This is a genomic window from Paenibacillus sp. FSL P2-0322 (genome assembly GCF_037975315.1).
In the GTDB taxonomy this organism is placed as follows: domain Bacteria; phylum Bacillota; class Bacilli; order Paenibacillales; family Paenibacillaceae; genus Paenibacillus; species Paenibacillus polymyxa_B.
Genome location: NZ_CP150243.1, coordinates 1,847,655 through 1,863,277 on the forward strand (window position 1 = coordinate 1,847,655; position 15,623 = coordinate 1,863,277).

The 15,623-nt window shown below is 45.6% G+C and carries 14 protein-coding genes; 12 read left to right on the forward strand and 2 right to left on the reverse strand.

All coding sequences use genetic code 11. The features are described from left to right. Position 1: 1 nt before the first annotated feature. Complete coding sequence (gene mtnK, locus MKY24_RS08175) at positions 2-1,225, reverse strand: S-methyl-5-thioribose kinase (RefSeq protein WP_028542908.1); 1,224 nt, start codon at positions 1,223-1,225, stop codon at positions 2-4. A 313-nt stretch (positions 1,226-1,538) separates the two neighbouring features. Between mtnK and MKY24_RS08180 the strand changes: the two genes are divergently transcribed. From MKY24_RS08180 to MKY24_RS08210, 7 genes are all read left to right on the forward strand, one after another. Next, positions 1,539-2,009, forward strand: coding sequence for a Dps family protein (locus tag MKY24_RS08180; RefSeq protein ID WP_013309551.1), 471 nt, complete (start codon positions 1,539-1,541; stop codon positions 2,007-2,009). Positions 2,010-2,454: 445 nt separating this feature from the next. Beyond that, positions 2,455-3,237 (forward strand): Fe-S cluster assembly ATPase SufC, encoded by a 783-nt coding sequence (gene sufC / locus MKY24_RS08185; protein ID WP_013309552.1) that lies wholly within the window; start codon positions 2,455-2,457, stop codon positions 3,235-3,237. A gap of 23 nt (positions 3,238-3,260) precedes the next feature. Then, the gene (gene sufD, locus MKY24_RS08190) at positions 3,261-4,565 is read left to right on the forward strand and encodes a Fe-S cluster assembly protein SufD (protein ID WP_023987884.1); all 1,305 of its coding nucleotides are present in this window, start codon (positions 3,261-3,263) and stop codon (positions 4,563-4,565) included. Further along, positions 4,562-5,785: a cysteine desulfurase gene (locus MKY24_RS08195; RefSeq protein ID WP_053325090.1), complete on the forward strand. Its 1,224-nt coding sequence runs from the start codon at positions 4,562-4,564 to the stop codon at positions 5,783-5,785. Before sufD ends, MKY24_RS08195 begins: the two co-directional genes overlap by 4 nt. Then, on the forward strand, positions 5,775-6,197 hold the full coding sequence (gene sufU / locus MKY24_RS08200; RefSeq protein ID WP_013309555.1) for a Fe-S cluster assembly sulfur transfer protein SufU: 423 nt from the start codon (positions 5,775-5,777) through the stop codon (positions 6,195-6,197). Before MKY24_RS08195 ends, sufU begins: the two co-directional genes overlap by 11 nt. A gap of 30 nt (positions 6,198-6,227) precedes the next feature. Further along, positions 6,228-7,625: a Fe-S cluster assembly protein SufB gene (gene sufB / locus MKY24_RS08205; RefSeq protein WP_013309556.1), complete on the forward strand. Its 1,398-nt coding sequence runs from the start codon at positions 6,228-6,230 to the stop codon at positions 7,623-7,625. Positions 7,626-7,943: 318 nt separating this feature from the next. Further along, a complete protein-coding gene (locus tag MKY24_RS08210; RefSeq protein ID WP_028542906.1) occupies positions 7,944-8,306 on the forward strand; it encodes a YmaF family protein in 363 nt (120 codons plus the stop codon). A gap of 213 nt (positions 8,307-8,519) precedes the next feature. On the opposite strand, the gene MKY24_RS08215 is transcribed toward MKY24_RS08210, so the two are convergent. Continuing rightward, a complete protein-coding gene (locus MKY24_RS08215) occupies positions 8,520-9,584 on the reverse strand; it encodes an HD-GYP domain-containing protein (RefSeq protein ID WP_023987887.1) in 1,065 nt (354 codons plus the stop codon). Positions 9,585-9,903: 319 nt separating this feature from the next. Between MKY24_RS08215 and MKY24_RS08220 the strand changes: the two genes are divergently transcribed. The 5 genes from MKY24_RS08220 to MKY24_RS08240 all read left to right on the forward strand — a co-directional run bounded on the left by MKY24_RS08220 (position 9,904) and on the right by MKY24_RS08240 (position 15,623). Beyond that, the gene (locus MKY24_RS08220; protein ID WP_023987888.1) at positions 9,904-11,358 is read left to right on the forward strand and encodes a bifunctional UDP-sugar hydrolase/5'-nucleotidase; all 1,455 of its coding nucleotides are present in this window, start codon (positions 9,904-9,906) and stop codon (positions 11,356-11,358) included. Beyond that, complete coding sequence (locus tag MKY24_RS08225) at positions 11,312-12,472, forward strand: HD-GYP domain-containing protein (RefSeq protein ID WP_025722542.1); 1,161 nt, start codon at positions 11,312-11,314, stop codon at positions 12,470-12,472. Before MKY24_RS08220 ends, MKY24_RS08225 begins: the two co-directional genes overlap by 47 nt. Positions 12,473-12,569: 97 nt before the next feature. Next, complete coding sequence (gene yfkAB / locus MKY24_RS08230; RefSeq protein WP_023987890.1) at positions 12,570-13,700, forward strand: radical SAM/CxCxxxxC motif protein YfkAB; 1,131 nt, start codon at positions 12,570-12,572, stop codon at positions 13,698-13,700. A gap of 108 nt (positions 13,701-13,808) precedes the next feature. After that, positions 13,809-15,158, forward strand: coding sequence for a hemolysin family protein (locus tag MKY24_RS08235; RefSeq protein WP_023987891.1), 1,350 nt, complete (start codon positions 13,809-13,811; stop codon positions 15,156-15,158). Between the two features lie 240 nt (positions 15,159-15,398). Next, positions 15,399-15,623 (forward strand): spore coat associated protein CotJA, encoded by a 225-nt coding sequence (locus tag MKY24_RS08240; RefSeq protein WP_025722540.1) that lies wholly within the window; start codon positions 15,399-15,401, stop codon positions 15,621-15,623.

A 15,623-nucleotide genomic window follows, 5' to 3' on the forward strand; every position in this document is an offset into this window, starting at 1 on the left:
ATTAAGCTCCTTTAGTTTGGGCAGCTGTTGCTGTCCGAACAATGTCTCCCAGTTCCCGAATCGAATGAAGCTCGCGATTGCGAAGAACCAAGGATTTACCGATAGATAACGCCAGACGTTCCGCAGCTTCCTTGATAGCAGGATCGGCAATGGTGTCGATATCTGCCACATGCGACAGGCTGATGATACGGCGAATCACTTTGCACCCTGCAAAACCAATCGTATCTTGCAGTACTTTCTGGAGATACAAGTCCTGATATCCCGCTGTACGTGCCATATGATCGGTGACATGCTCGTCCCACAGTTTGCGGAACCTACGCTCAAACTGTTCCCATACCTGAATGGCGGTCTCCAGAACCCAGTCACGCCTTTCCTTTAGAGCCTTCTCGCCAGAGGTCCATCCGGGTTGTGCTGCGTAGTTCAACAGCAGATTGGCGATCACCGCTCCGATATCAAAGCCCATGGGTCCGTAGTAGGCAAATTCAGGATCAATGACTTTAGTCGATTCGGTCGTTACAAAAATGCTGCCAGTATGAAGGTCACCGTGCAGAAGCGCTTCGGTTCGTGTCAAAAACTTTTCTCGCAGCAAAGCCACTTCCAGGTGAAGCACTTGATCTGTACGTAGTGCCTCTGCTTCGTCTTCGATGTACGCACCATAGTTGTTATTATCTGAGATCCGATACGGTTCATCCAGAATCAGATCTTCAGTTATTTTGCAGAGATCCGGGTTGATAAAGCGTTTAACCAGGTCTTTTTTATCCTGCTGATTCATGCCCAAATCTGAGGTGAAGAAGAGCGTGCGTGCCAGAAACTCCCCAATATGATTAGCGAAATATGGATAGGTGTTTCCTTCTATTAGTCCCTTGCGCATGATGGTGTGTGAGCTAAGATCCTCCATCACGGTCAACGCAAGCTCATCGTCATACGCCAGTACCGCAGGAACCAATTCGGGGCAAATGTAGTGTTCCTGCTGAAGTGCCTCGCGTTCAATACGGGCACGATCCAGTGAAAGCGGCCAGGATTCACCCACAATTTTTACATAGGGAAGTGCCTGCTTGGCAATGATACTCTTGTTAGATTCAGAATCCGTAATATGAAAAACCAGATTTAAGTTACCATCACCGATTTCTCGGCATTCCAGATGGGCTTCCTGACTAAAAAATCCGGGGATGTTCTTCACGAATTCGATTGCTTCTTCAGTCGTTAAAGGATGATATTGGGACAACGAAGTCACCTCCATAAAATGTGCGCATGTAAATAGTTTAAAAAATATCACAATATTAAACCAAGTATTTTGATAGGATAGAGAAAGTATAACGAAAATCATTGAAGTTTTGTACATTTTTTTTATGGGAATTGAAAGAGGAAGAAAGGAGTACTCTTTTTTTGTTTCGTCTCCGTATAGAGAGGGTAAATATGAGACAGACGTCCGGCAGGTGATATTAGGATGCCCGCTGGCGTCTTACCGTCAGCAATGGCGGTGATGGATACGTAAACGTTCCTGAAAATCAATTTGATGAAAAAGGAAGGGATTTATGATGGCTAAAACAACAAGTAACTCGAAAAATACGCAAACCAAATCGGTGGAGGAACTTTTAAACCGTCAAGTCGCTAACCTCAATGTGTTATATGTAAAAATTCATAACTATCACTGGTATGTGAAAGGCTCCAGTTTCTACACACTCCATGTTAAATTTGAAGAGTTATACAATGAAGTGACATTGAAAATGGATGAGATCGCCGAGCGTTTGCTCGCGTTGAAAGGTTCTCCTTCCGCAACGTTGAAGGAATACCTGGAGCTGTCGTCGATTCAGGAAGCAACCGGCAACGAAGATGCTCCTAAGATGGTACAAACCTTGATCGAGGATTTTGCAACTGTATGCGAGGAGTTTCAGGAAGGTATCGAACTGGCGGAAAGCAATTCCGACCAGCCAACTGCAGATTTGCTGATTGGTTATAAAGCGGATCTGGAGAAACATATGTGGATGCTTCGCTCTTATTTGGGCTAATTGGCCGAATTTCGCTCCATCACTCAATGCCTAGTTCGGTGAATTTAATTCCACTCCATAGTGATGGGGTTACGCTCTGAAATAAACTCTCTACATGTAAAACGCTACTGACGTCATGCTGTCAGTAGCGTTTTTATGGCTGGAAAAAGATCATGCATCCCATGTTTTTTGTACAAATTTATAATTATATGAACAACCACAGGATGAATTTTGCTATTTGTGTGCCTGGTAGGGTGAACATTTTATGAAGAAAGTTGGATAACGTGTGTCTGTTGGTTGCACCCTTAAAGATATTTATTATAAAATAACTTGAGAATCATTGAGAATCAGTTTAGAATGATTATAAATAAATTTTTAAATATTACTTGAAATCAGGGGGCTCCCCTGTTTAAATATACTTTCTGATTTCGACACCACACTACATTTTTTGGAGGGTATTGCGAATATGGCTACAAACTTTAAGATTGAAGGTCTCAAGGCGACCATTGAAGGCAAGGAAATTTTGAAAGGTATTAACCTCGAAATGAAGGGCGGAGAAATCCATGCCATCATGGGTCCTAACGGTACGGGTAAAAGTACACTCGCGTCTGCTTTGATGGGTCATCCTAAATATGAAGTCACAGATGGCAAAGTAACTTTGGATGGAGAAGACGTGCTGGATATGGAAGTGGATGAGCGTGCACGTGCAGGATTGTTCTTGGCGATGCAGTATCCGAGTGAAATTGCAGGGGTAACGAACTCCGACTTTTTGCGTAGTGCGATTAACGCGCGCCGTGAAGAAGGACAAGAAATCTCCCTGATTAAGTTTATCCGTCAAATGGAAAGCAAAATGAAAGAGCTCGAAATGAATCCTGAGTTTGCTCACCGTTACCTGAACGAAGGCTTCTCTGGTGGTGAGAAAAAACGGAATGAAATTTTGCAAATGATGATGATTGATCCGAAAATTGTCATTCTTGATGAAATCGACTCCGGTCTGGATATCGATGCTTTGAGAATCGTGGCTAGCGGTGTCAACGCTATGCGTTCCGAAGAGCGTGGTTTCCTTATCATTACTCACTATCAACGTCTGTTAAACTACGTTAAACCAGATTATGTACATGTAATGATGCAAGGACGTATCGTTAAATCCGGTGGTCCTGAGCTTGCTGAGCGTCTGGAAGCGGACGGTTACGACTGGATCAAGGAAGAGCTGGGTATCGTTGATGAAACTGTAGGACAAGAGGCGTAAGCCGGAAGCGAGGAGGAAAACTAATGACTACACAAACAATCCTTCCGGTAGATTCCGAGCAACTGCGTGTTCTGTCCGAACGTAACGGCGAACCATCTTGGTTGGCCGAAGACAGACAAAAAGCACTTGAGCTTGCAGGCAAACTGGAGCTTCCGGTATTTGAAAAAACAAAAATCGAACGATGGAAATTAAACGATTACGGTCAACATAAACAGAACGAGGTCATTGCATCGGTAGGGCAGGTCCCGGCAGCCATTGCTGATCTGGTCAAAGAGCAACAGGAGGGTGGTCTGATTATTCAGCGCAACTCCGGCGCGGTATATGTGAAGCTGAGCGAGGAATTGGCGGCGCAAGGCGTCATTTTCACGGATTTACAAACAGCGGTTAAAGAGCATGCTGATTTGGTTAAAGCTCATCTGAACACAGTTATTAAGGCTGAAGAAAATTCATTATCTGCATTGCACGCAGCACTCTGGAACGGTGGAGTATTTGCTTATGTGCCTAAAAATGTAGAGCTGAACGTTCCGCTTCAAGCTGTATTTCTGACGGACGATGCGACTGCAACGTTTGCACCGCATGTGCTGCTCATTGTTGAAAGCCACAGTTCCGTGACTTACGTAGACAACTATGTATCTGCGGATTTGGCGGCACCTGTTCTTCATAACGGTGCGGTAGAAGTTGTTGCAAATGCAGGAGCTAAAGTACGTTATGCGACAGTCCATCAGTTTGGAGAGCAAGTAACGGATATTTCGATTCGTCGTGCTACGTTGGGAAATGACGCAGCTATCGAATGGATTGTGGGCGAAATGAACAACGGTAATACAGCAAGCAATACCATGTCCGTGCTCAAAGGCAATGGCTCCAATTCGGATGCCAAGATCATTGCTGTTGGTTCCGGCTCACAAAAGCTGAACTATACGACACAAGCACAGCATTTTGGTAAAAATTCCGCCAGTCAGATGATTACGCGCGCAGTAATGCGTGAAGAAGCGTCTTCCATCATTAACGGAATTACAAAAATTGAAAAAGGTGCTACCAAAGCAGACGGTCAGCAAACAGAACGTGTTCTTATGCTCAGCCCGAAAGCGCGTGGTGACGCTAACCCGATCCTGCTGATTGATGAAGATGATGTAACGGCAGGTCACGCAGCATCGGTTGGTCAGGTAAACCGTGAACAAGTGTATTACTTGATGTCCCGCGGGATTAGCCGTGCAGAAGCTGAACGTCTGATTATTTATGGCTTCTTGGCACCTGTCGTATCTGAAATTCCGCTCGAAGGACTTCAACATCAGCTGCAAAGCCTTGTTGAAAGGAAGTTAGGCCAATGAATACTGCATTGATCCGTGAACAGTTCCCGATTTTACATCAGGAGATTAACGGTCATCCGCTGGTTTATTTGGATAATGCGGCCACTTCGCAAAAACCGCTGGCGGTCATCGAGGCGATCAAGCACTACTACGAATTTGATAATTCAAATGTTCACCGTGGTGTGCATACCTTGGGTAGTCGCGCAACGGATGCTTATGAAGGTGCGCGGGAGAAGGTAGCCCGCTTTCTGAATGCAAAGCGCAGTCAGGAAATTATTTTTACAAGAGGAACAACAACGGCGTTGAATCTGGTCGCTTCTTCCTATGGCAGGGCTAATTGCCAGGCAGGTGATGAAATTGTCATCACACAAATGGAGCATCACAGTAATCTGATTCCGTGGCAACAGGTAGCCAAAGCCACAGGCGCGACTTTGAAATATATTCCACTTCAAGAGGATGGTAGCGTTGATCTTGCTGATGTGGAGAATACCATTACAGAAAACACGAAAATTGTAGCGATTGCGCATGTCTCCAATGTGCTGGGTGTTGTGAACCCTGTCAAAGAGATTGCAGCTATTGCGCATCGCAAAGGCGCAGTCATCGTTATAGACGGTGCACAAAGCACACCACATATGAAAGTAGACGTGCAAGACATCGATGCTGACTTTTATGCCTTTTCGGGTCACAAAATGTGTGCTCCTACTGGGATCGGAGCACTGTACGGCAAGAAGACGCTGCTGGAAAACATGGAGCCCATTGAGTTCGGCGGTGAAATGATCGACGATGTGGGATTGTATGAATCCACATGGAAGGAGCTGCCTTGGAAATTCGAAGGTGGAACCCCGATTATAGCCGGAGCCGTTGGCTTGGGAGCTGCCATTGATTTTCTGGAAAGCATCGGACTGGACGCCATTGCACAGCATGAAAGCCGTCTGGTCGACTATGCTCTCAAACGTCTCCGTGAAGTGGAGGGGTTGACGATTTACGGACCTGCAGAACGTCATGTCGGGCTTGTAACATTCAACTTGGATGATGTGCATCCGCATGATGTAGCTACCGTATTGGATAGCAAAGGGGTGGCTGTACGTGCAGGCCATCATTGCTGCCAGCCATTGATGCGCTGGTTGAAAGCCAGTGCGACTGCACGTGCCAGCTTTTACCTCTATAACACGGAAGAGGAAGTCGACGCTTTGGTCAGCGCCTTAATCCAAACAAAGGAGTATTTTGGCGATGCAACTTGATGACTTGTACCGACGCGTGATTATGGATCATTATAAAAATCCGCGCAATCGCGGACGTTTTGAGGACGATGCCGTTACGGTGGATTTGAATAATCCTACGTGTGGTGACCGGATTTCTCTTCAACTCAAAACGAAAGACGGCGTGGTCGAAGATGCCCGTTTTACTGGCGAAGGCTGCTCGATTAGTATGTCCTCAGCTTCGATGATGACAGAAGCGGTTAAAGGAAAAACGATTGACCAGGCACTGGATATGGCGAGCCGCTTCTCTTCTTTAATGAAGGGAGAAGCCGTCGAATTCGATGATTATGAAGAATTGGAAGCTTTGTCAGGTGTAAATAAGTTCCCGGCCCGCATCAAATGTGCGACACTGGCTTGGAACGCGCTGCGCAAAGGGATTGATGAAGATAAATAATTTAAATAGAACAGAGGAGGTTTGAGAAACATGGCCAAGAAAGCACCGGAAATGGAAGAGTATAAATATGGCTTTCGTGACGAGCACAAGTCCATTTTCCAAACAGGTAAGGGTCTCACTCCGGAAATTGTAAAGGAAATCTCCAAAATTAAGGATGAGCCAGAATGGATGCTGGAGTTCCGTCTGAAAGCACTGAAACAGTTTGAAAAAATGCCAATGCCAAACTGGGGCGGAGATATGGATGAACTGGATTTCAACGATATCCAGTACTATGTAAGACCTTCCGAGAAACAAGGGAAGACATGGGAAGAAGTTCCGACGGAAATTAAAGAAACCTTTGATAAACTGGGTATTCCTGAGGCGGAGCAAAAGTTTTTGGCTGGTGTATCCGCACAGTATGAATCCGAGGTTGTCTACCACAGTATGCAAAAGGAACTGGAAGACCAGGGCGTTATTTTCATGGATACCGATACGGCGTTGCGTGAGCATCCTGAGATTCTGAAAGAGTATTTTGCAACAGTTGTACCTCCTGCGGACAATAAGTTTGCTGCACTGAACAGTGCGGTATGGTCAGGCGGTAGCTTCATCTATGTACCAAAAGGCGTGAAATGTGAAGTTCCATTGCAGGCTTACTTCCGTATCAACTCGGAAAACATGGGTCAATTTGAGCGTACGCTTATTATTGCGGACGAAGACAGCTTTGTGCATTATGTAGAAGGTTGCACGGCTCCAATTTACAGCACGAACTCACTGCATAGTGCCGTGGTCGAAATTATTTGTAAGAAGAACGCACGCGTTCGTTATACAACGATCCAGAACTGGGCACCAAACATCTATAACCTGGTAACCAAACGTGCGGTTGCAGAAGAAAACGCAACGATGGAATGGGTCGATGGTAACATCGGTTCCAAGTTGACGATGAAGTATCCAGCCGTTGTATTGAAAGGCCGTGGAGCGAAAGGGATGGTCCTGTCCATCGCTGTTGCAGGCAAAGGCCAGCATCAGGATGCAGGTGCGAAAATGATCCACTTGGCACCAGACACCACCTCCACAATTGTATCCAAGTCGATCAGTAAGCACGGCGGTAAAGTAACGTATCGCGGATTAGCTTCATTCGGTCGTCAGGCTCAAGGTGCAAAATCGAATATCAAGTGTGATACGCTGATTTTGGATAATCAATCAACTTCAGATACTATTCCTTATAATGAAATCATGAATGACGACATCACGCTTGAGCACGAAGCAACGGTTTCCAAGGTATCGGAAGATCAGCTGTTCTATCTGATGAGCCGTGGTTTGACTGAAGCAGAGGCAACGCAAATGATCGTTATGGGCTTTATTGAGCCGTTCACCAAAGAGCTGCCGATGGAATATGCGGTAGAAATGAACCGTTTGATCAAGTTCGAAATGGAAGGCAGTATTGGTTAAAACGCAGTAACCCTTGGTGTGACAAGGTTTTTGAGGTATTCTAAAGCTGTTAAATCGGAGTCGTGCCGATTTTGTGCCGACTCGGATTTCCTGCTAGTACAGAAGGCGAACTTTTTAAGTTCGCCTTCTTCTATTTTTTCCGTAATGTCTAAAAAGATGTCGGCAGTTTTCTGAATTGTCTTATGATCTAACGCTTTTATAAGGGGAGATAGAATTAAAAAAAATTATTGTTAGGACTGCGGATAATTGCCTAGCACTTAACTATGTTTGCTTAATAGGATATTGTAAAGCCACAAAACATAAGGAGGCAGGCAACGGATGCAGAAGAATAAAGCTGGAGTGAAGAAGAAACCCCTCTCTTCTAAACAGACACAGAGGCATGTACATGAATTTGAAGGTAGTACCAAACTGGCTGAAGAAGGCGCAGACCGACATAACCACCGCTTTGCAGGTGTTACTGGGCAAGCGATTCGAGTTGGAAGAAGTCATGTCCATGAAATTGATCTTTCAAAAACTGATTTCGTGAACCATTTTCATAATCTGAGAAGGATTAGAACAGGACCCGCTATTCCAGTCGGAAATGGCAAGCACGTACATTTTGTTACGGGCCAAACCACATTAAATGATGGTCATGTACACCAGTTCAATTTCGCAACATTGATTCAGGCACCTCTTATTTAATAAACAAATGTAGCAAATAATATAGTAGTAGAAACGCGTTTTTATTGTGTTTGATCGTTGTAAATTGTGACTAGGTTAATGTCCCTAACATAAAAAGAGGCTGTCCTTCGTAGAAGAACCTACGAATCAAGGACAGTCTCTTTTTATTCGCGTAGCCTGGGCTTCGGCAAGACATTTCGTTCCACCGAAGTAACGCCGGGAGGCAGTAGCGGATCAGGATTCCAAATAAATTTCATCAATGGATACATGGCGTTCCCTAGATAAATCTACATATTCATCATCGTTAATTCTCACTAAGGGTCTGAAGTAATCAGCAGGATTGTTCAGAATAATCGTTCCTGTCTGCCCTGTAGTCAGCAGAACCTGCTTATTAATGAAATTAGGAAGCATATGTCTGATGAACACTTGGGTAGCTTCTGGGTTTAGATGTCCAAAACTCATGCTGTGCAGCTCGCGTAATACGGCGAGTAGCTCCTGCTTCGTCTGGTACACACGATTGGAAATCATCGCGCTATACACGTCTGCAATAGCTGTTATGCTGGCAAAAGGATGAATTTCTTCCTTGAACAGTCCATGGGGATATCCACTTCCATCTTCACGCTCGTGATGCTGCAAGGCGACAATTGCAGAAATCTCATCGCTGGTTGAATTGCGAATAATATCATAGCCATAGAGAGAATGTTTCTTCATTTCATGAAATTCTTCAGGTGTCAGTTTATCCGGTTTGTTCAAAATTTCATCCGGTATCATGGATTTGCCTATATCGTGTAAATATCCGGCTTTACCAGCGGCATAAGCTTCTTCTTCTGTATATCCAAGCCATGTGGCAATGTAATATGACAGTACACCTACTTGGAGAGAATGATTATAGGTATAGTGATCTCCCCGCTCCATAATTAACAGCAGAGATACGACATCTTTTTGACGAGCCAGCTCTGAAACGAGAGGGCCGAACAGTTCATCAACTCGATATTCATCAAATTTTCCAGTTGAGGAAGCTTCGAGAAACATGCTTTCAAAGCCACTGATCGTCTGCTCCATGAGGGGAACGGCGCGTTTGAGGGATTCAGGGGAAGCTGGAACATCGGGGGCAAAGTCAACCGGAATGCTCGCAGAACCGGCATCAATGTCGATATAATCGACACCATGCATAATGAGTTTGGAAATGTCGTCATGCTGAAGCTCGGTGCCCTGAATCATGACAGGTACACCGTGCCCATTGTATGTATCGGATTTGAGGCGATCTCCCGGCTTGGCATCGGTAACGTGAACTCTCATGTGCTAACCTCCTTATTGTCGTAAATTTGTCGAAAATATGAAACAACCCTAATATATCAAGAATTATATGGGATGACAACGACTAAATTACTATTATTCCAAGCTGTAAAATAGGTCCCAGGCACCCGTTTCCTATCAGATTCCTACAGTAGATTACGTCAATGCTTTTCACTATGTTTATGATGTGAGATTGTTCAGAGAGTACAGCGAAGCTTAAGGACTATGTCCACTCATATGTACCATATTGCTAAATAACATGGTATGCTTAAACATTAGAAGCTCCAAAGTCGATATATATAAAGTATAGAGGAGGGCGGTTATGGAGATGACGACTCGGCAAACGTTGACCATTTTGCATACCAATGATATCCATAGTCATTTTGGCAGTATGCCTTCGATAGCCGCGATGATCGATGAACGAAGAGCCGCATCACGGGATGCGCTGCTTGTGCTCGACATAGGAGACCACATGGACCGGATGGCCCCCGAAACGGAAGGAACGCTCGGTGGGGCAAATGTGGATGTGATTAATCTAACAGGATACGATGCAATTACGATCGGTAACAATGAGGGACTGACTTTTACCCCGGATATGATTGAACAGGCATATGCGGGGATTCATTGTCCGGTCGTATGCGGCAATATGACAGAGCGTGCTACGGGGATGAGCCCTTCGTGGATGAAGGAATCCCTTATCGTAGACAAAGCTGGAATCAAGGTCGGTTTACTCGGTGTGACGGCTCCTTTTGTAGAGTTTTATCAATTGCTGGGCTGGGATGTGCTCAATCCGTTTGAGGTGCTGGGGAAGCAGATCGCGGCACTGAGAAAGCAGGTTGATGTTTTGGTCGTGATGTCGCACCTGGGTCTACCTTCCGATCAAAAATTAGCGTCGCAGTTTCCTGAAATTGACGTTATCCTTGGAGGTCACACCCATCATGTGCTGGAGGAACCGCTTTGGATCGGAAAAACAGCTTTATGTGGGGCGGGGAAGTTCGGAACGCTGCTGGGTGAAGTGACACTAAGTCGTAACAATAGCCTCGAACCGTTTCGAGTCACGTCAGGCGGCGTAGTTCCTGTAGATCAGACACTACTGGACGAAAAAGTGGCATCGGCCATTGTGGTGCATCGCAGACAAGCAGAGCGCGCCATGGAGAGCACCATTGCGGTGACGGATCGGAAACTGGAGATTGCATATGATCAGGAATCCCCTTTTGGGAATATGCTGGCACAAGCGGTGTCCCATTTTACAGGAACAGAAATTGCCCTCGTCAATGCGGGACAACTGCTCGGCCCATTACCTCAAGGGGATATCAGCAAAGGAATACTACATTCCTTATGCCCTTCGCCGATTAATGCCTGTGTTATGAAGTTGCGGGGAAGAGATATTCGGTTGGCGCTGGAGCAGTCCTTGCTGCCTGAATTTACAGACAAGCCCATGACGGGCTTTGGCTTCAGAGGCAAAGTGCTTGGCACGATGTGTGTGGAAGGCTTGGCCATTCAGTATGACTCGGGCCGTGCTCCTTATGAAAAAGTGACGGACATTCGTGTAGCGGGTCAACCTTTGGAAGAGCATGAGGAATACACAGTGGGCACGTTGGATATGTTCACTTTCAAAGCAGGTTATGAAGTGCTTGCGAACGGAACAGATCTCCGATTTATGCTTCCAGAATTTTTACGGGATTTGATTGAAATGGAGTTGAAGCGTCCGGGCGCGATGGAAGAATGTTTTGCAGCTAGGTGGCTTCAGGTATCAAAACAATCGGGAGAGGATTAAGCTGCGACTGGTACCTGTTACATTATTGAGAGCCGGCATGAAGCTGGGCAAAAAAATATACAATGAAAACGGAATGGTGCTGCTCTCGGAAGGTGTTGAGCTTACTTCGCGATTGATTGAACGTCTAGGCCAAGTCGGTATTGGATATGTATACATTGAGGATGCTGTGACAGAAGATATCGTCATTCCTGAGATGATCCATGAACAGACAAGGGCCGCGGCGCTACAGGAAATCAAAAAGCAGTTTCAAGGGTTGTCATCCTACTCCGTAGATCATAAGCACAAATATTTTGGCAAGTCATTTTATAAGGTGATGGAATCCATTCTGGACGATATTGGAGGCCGTCAGGACACCATCATTATGTTGATGGATATCGGGGCCGCGGATCAGGATTTGTATCATCATTCTTTGAACGTATGTTTATATTCACTAGTACTTGGAATATCCAATGGCTACGATAATAACCAGCTCATGGAGCTGGGGATAGGTTCACTACTGCACGATATCGGTAAAATGAAAATTTCACCTCAAGTACTCTATAAGCCGGGTAAATTGACGGATGAGGAATATGAGCATATGAAAACACACACGGTGATCGGCTACAAGCTGCTCAAAGACGAGCCTGGAATTCCCTTGTTGTCGGCTCATTGTGCATTACAGCATCATGAGCGTATCGACGGCAGTGGATACCCACATGGTTGGAAAAAGGACCAGATCCACGAATATGCGAAATGGATCGGTCTGGCGGACTCGTACGACGCAATGACAGCAAGTCGGATATATAAACAGGCTTTGTTGCCTTATGAAGCGATGGAAGTGCTGTACGCCGGGGCAGGAACGTTATATGAGCAGCGAATGCTGGAAGCCTTTCGTGATTGTGTAGCTATTTACCCCCTGGGACTCTCTGTGGTGCTCAACACGGGGGAAGAGGGGGTCGTGGTGCGTATACATCCCAAAATCCCGCAAAGACCCGTCATTCGCATTGTAAGGGACCGGGATGGGCAGGAAGTGAAGGCACCTTATGATGTCGATTTGTCCGTATCCCTCTCGGTTATGATTACAAACACATTGGGCGCTACTGCCGCCCCTTTCGGAGGAGTACACGTAGATTAGCAGATGATGTGGAAGAAAGCATGCAGACACTTTACACATCATGATATGATAATTATACGTCTTTTGAGGTTAATAACAGAAATAAGGTGAAAACATAATGACAGTTCTACAAAATAACACGCTACCCCAAATATCGCCAACCTATGATCCGTGGGACCCGATTGTCTCACTGCGTACACATGGTCGTCATTTGCTAACGAGTGTGGAAATGACCGTAACGCATCTATGTAATATGCGCTGTGAGCATTGCGCTGTTGGCGACATGTTAGTTATGAAGGAGGCCCCTTTCCTGCCGTTAGACCTAATGCTGAAGCGTCTGGATGAAGTCGAGCATCTGGAGACCATCAGTATTACAGGCGGGGAACCTGCTTTACTCGATAAAACAGTGGATGAAGTGATCGTTCCACTGCTGAAATATGCCAAGGAGCGCGGTATTCGCTCACAAATCAACTCCAATCTGACGTTAGATATTCGCAGATATGAGAAGATGCTTCCTTATCTGGATGTGATGCATATTTCGTTTAACTATTTGAATGCGGACGATTTTTATGAAGTGGGTTTTGCAAATACCGGCCGGCCGACTCCACGTGCGGGTGCTGTTCGCCTGTATGAAAAAATGATGGAAAATGCCCGCAGATTGAGTGAAATGGGAATGTTCATTTCAGCTGAATCCATGATTAATTATCGGACACACACGAAGCTGGAGGGCATTCATCAGTTAATCAACGAAATGGGATGCCGACGGCATGAAGTTCATCCAATGTATGCGTCGAATTTTGCCTCTGCTTTGCCTGTGCTTTCACTCGACGATATGCGAAACTCTATCCATAAGCTGCTGGATGTACGTAATCAGGACATGTGGATGTTGTTTGGGACATTACCGTTCTTTGCTTGTTCGGATCGGGAAGAAGACCGCAAACTGCTTCGCCGCTTGCGTCAGGAACCGAATATTACGGTGCGTAATGATCCAGACGGAAGAAACCGTGTGAATGTGAATATGTTCACGGGTAGCGTGTATGTGACGGATTTTGCAGACATTCCGGCTTTCGGAAACATTCAGGAAGACAGTCTGGACGATATTTTTGGTGAATGGCTGAATGAGCATCCGCTGAATCAGACTGTGAACTGTCATTGTGATGCCGCTGCCTGTTGTGGACCGAACCTGCTCGTGGCGGATATGTACTACAAAGGAATAGACTTTAAATCAAGAAAAGCATTACAATTATGAGTATTTTTGCATGATTTTAATTAGCAACTTCCAATCAATAAAATTTGGATTGAATTGCTTGCAAACCAAAAGATGCAAAATGCAAACTATAGAAATGGGGAGTTCGTATTGGATGGTCATACCGAGTTTCATTGGGGATTGCTAGCTGTGAATCTCCTCTTGGTACTGCTGCTTGTCTTTCTAAATGGTGTATTTGTGGCCGCAGAATTTTCGTTGGTCAAAATGCGCCAATCCCGATTGACGCAGCTCCAAAGCGAGGGTCATCGCCTGGCAGGCTATGCGCTGAAGGTGAACCAAAAGTTGGATGCTTATCTGTCCGCCACCCAATTGGGCATTACGCTGGCTTCATTGGGCTTGGGTTGGATTGGAGAGCCAGCAATATCCGGCTACCTGATAGAGCCACTCATGCACAAACTCGGTGTAACTGACGGTACACTGATTACAACGGTATCCGTTATCGTCGGATTTTGCGTAATTACCTTTTTGCATATCGTATTGGGGGAACTGGCGCCAAAGTCCTTAGCGATTCAGAAGACCGAAGGTGTGGCGTTGTTTTTATCGGCGCCTTTGCTGCTTTTTTATAAGGTCTTTCTGCCTGTGATCTGGGTATTGAATGCTGCGGCAAATTTACTGTTGCGTGCATTCGGCATTCAGCCGGCGAGTGAAGCCGAAGCGGCTCATTCGGAGGAAGAGATTCGTATATTGATGAATCAGAGCGCCAAAAGCGGTGTGATTGATAAGGACGAAATTAAGCTGATGGATAATATTTTTGATTTTTCTGACTTGCTTGCCCGCGAAATCATGCTGCCGCGTACAGATATGGATTGTTTGTACACGAATTTGTCGTTTAAGGAAAATCTCAAGATTATCAGCGAGACCAAGCATTCCCGCTACCCGGTAGCGGTTGAGGATAAAGACCAGATTATCGGTTTTGTCCATATTACGGATCTTCTGCTAGCTGAGCAGGGAGAGCAACTGGATCTGGCTTCGGTGGTACGTCCTATTTTGAATGTGCCGGAGTCCATGGAAGTGAGTCACGTGCTACGCCTTATGCAGAAAAAACATTCCCAAATGACTCTCGTGGTAGATGAGTACGGCGGAACGGCCGGGCTGCTGACAGCGGAGGAAATTTTGGAGGAAATCGTCGGGGATCTCTATGATGAATTTGAGGATGAACGCCCGAGCGTGGAAATGAAGGAGAACTTCATCTCTGTGGACGGTCGTATGCTCATTGAGGATGTCAATGATTTGACTGGAGTGAATATTGAAGACGACGAGGTGGATTCCATCGGGGGATGGCTGTTCAAGGAATTGGAAGGCATTCCGGTGAAAGGGAAGAAAATTGAGTTTTATAACCTTACCTTTGAGGTGGAGGAAGCAACAAGGCTTCGCATAATGAGAGTGAAGATTCACCGCAAGCCTGAGCCTGTGATTGAAGATGAGCTTTCTACCGATTGATTCCTGATCCACAGAGATAGGTAAGATCAGTTGAGGTATGTAAGTTATTATAGAGTGCTGAAGAAAGAGCCTTTAGATCCACGTACCGTGGGTTTAAAGGCTCTTTTTTGATTAGAAACAGTTCTATAGTTATTTTCTTTGAACAATTATTTTTATCTGTGATTTTTTGTTCGAGACTTGGGCGATGCGGCATATGTTGAATAGTAAAGCAGATGGATCAATCAAAGGAGGTCCCGGCCCGTGAAATTTCCACAGCAAGGTGAGTATGCCCCGTTTGTCGGCCCGTTCGATCCGTGTCCACCCGTCCTGTGCAAGACTTATGTGCTTCCGCCAAACTTATTTGTACAATTTCAGCCCCCTGGTCTACCGCAATTCAGTCCAGATGAGGCGCTGACGAAGGGGACACTATGGCCTCTACTTTACAGCCCTTATGAGCCTATGAGAAACCAGGGGGGAGGCGAATAG

Bases quoted from the DNA above. Each gene is read 5' to 3' on its own strand.
- yfkAB (WP_023987890.1), top strand. From the start codon at position 12,570: ATGACAGTTCTACAAAATAACACGCTACCCCAAATATCGCCAACCTAT.
- sufC (WP_013309552.1), top strand. From the start codon at position 2,455: ATGGCTACAAACTTTAAGATTGAAGGTCTCAAGGCGACCATTGAAGGC.
- MKY24_RS08220 (WP_023987888.1), top strand. From the start codon at position 9,904: ATGGAGATGACGACTCGGCAAACGTTGACCATTTTGCATACCAATGAT.
- sufD (WP_023987884.1), top strand. From the start codon at position 3,261: ATGACTACACAAACAATCCTTCCGGTAGATTCCGAGCAACTGCGTGTT.
- MKY24_RS08195 (WP_053325090.1), top strand. From the start codon at position 4,562: ATGAATACTGCATTGATCCGTGAACAGTTCCCGATTTTACATCAGGAG.
- MKY24_RS08210 (WP_028542906.1), top strand. From the start codon at position 7,944: ATGCAGAAGAATAAAGCTGGAGTGAAGAAGAAACCCCTCTCTTCTAAA.
- sufB (WP_013309556.1), top strand. From the start codon at position 6,228: ATGGCCAAGAAAGCACCGGAAATGGAAGAGTATAAATATGGCTTTCGT.
- MKY24_RS08180 (WP_013309551.1), top strand. From the start codon at position 1,539: ATGGCTAAAACAACAAGTAACTCGAAAAATACGCAAACCAAATCGGTG.
- MKY24_RS08215 (WP_023987887.1), bottom strand. From the start codon at position 9,584: ATGAGAGTTCACGTTACCGATGCCAAGCCGGGAGATCGCCTCAAATCC.
- sufU (WP_013309555.1), top strand. From the start codon at position 5,775: ATGCAACTTGATGACTTGTACCGACGCGTGATTATGGATCATTATAAA.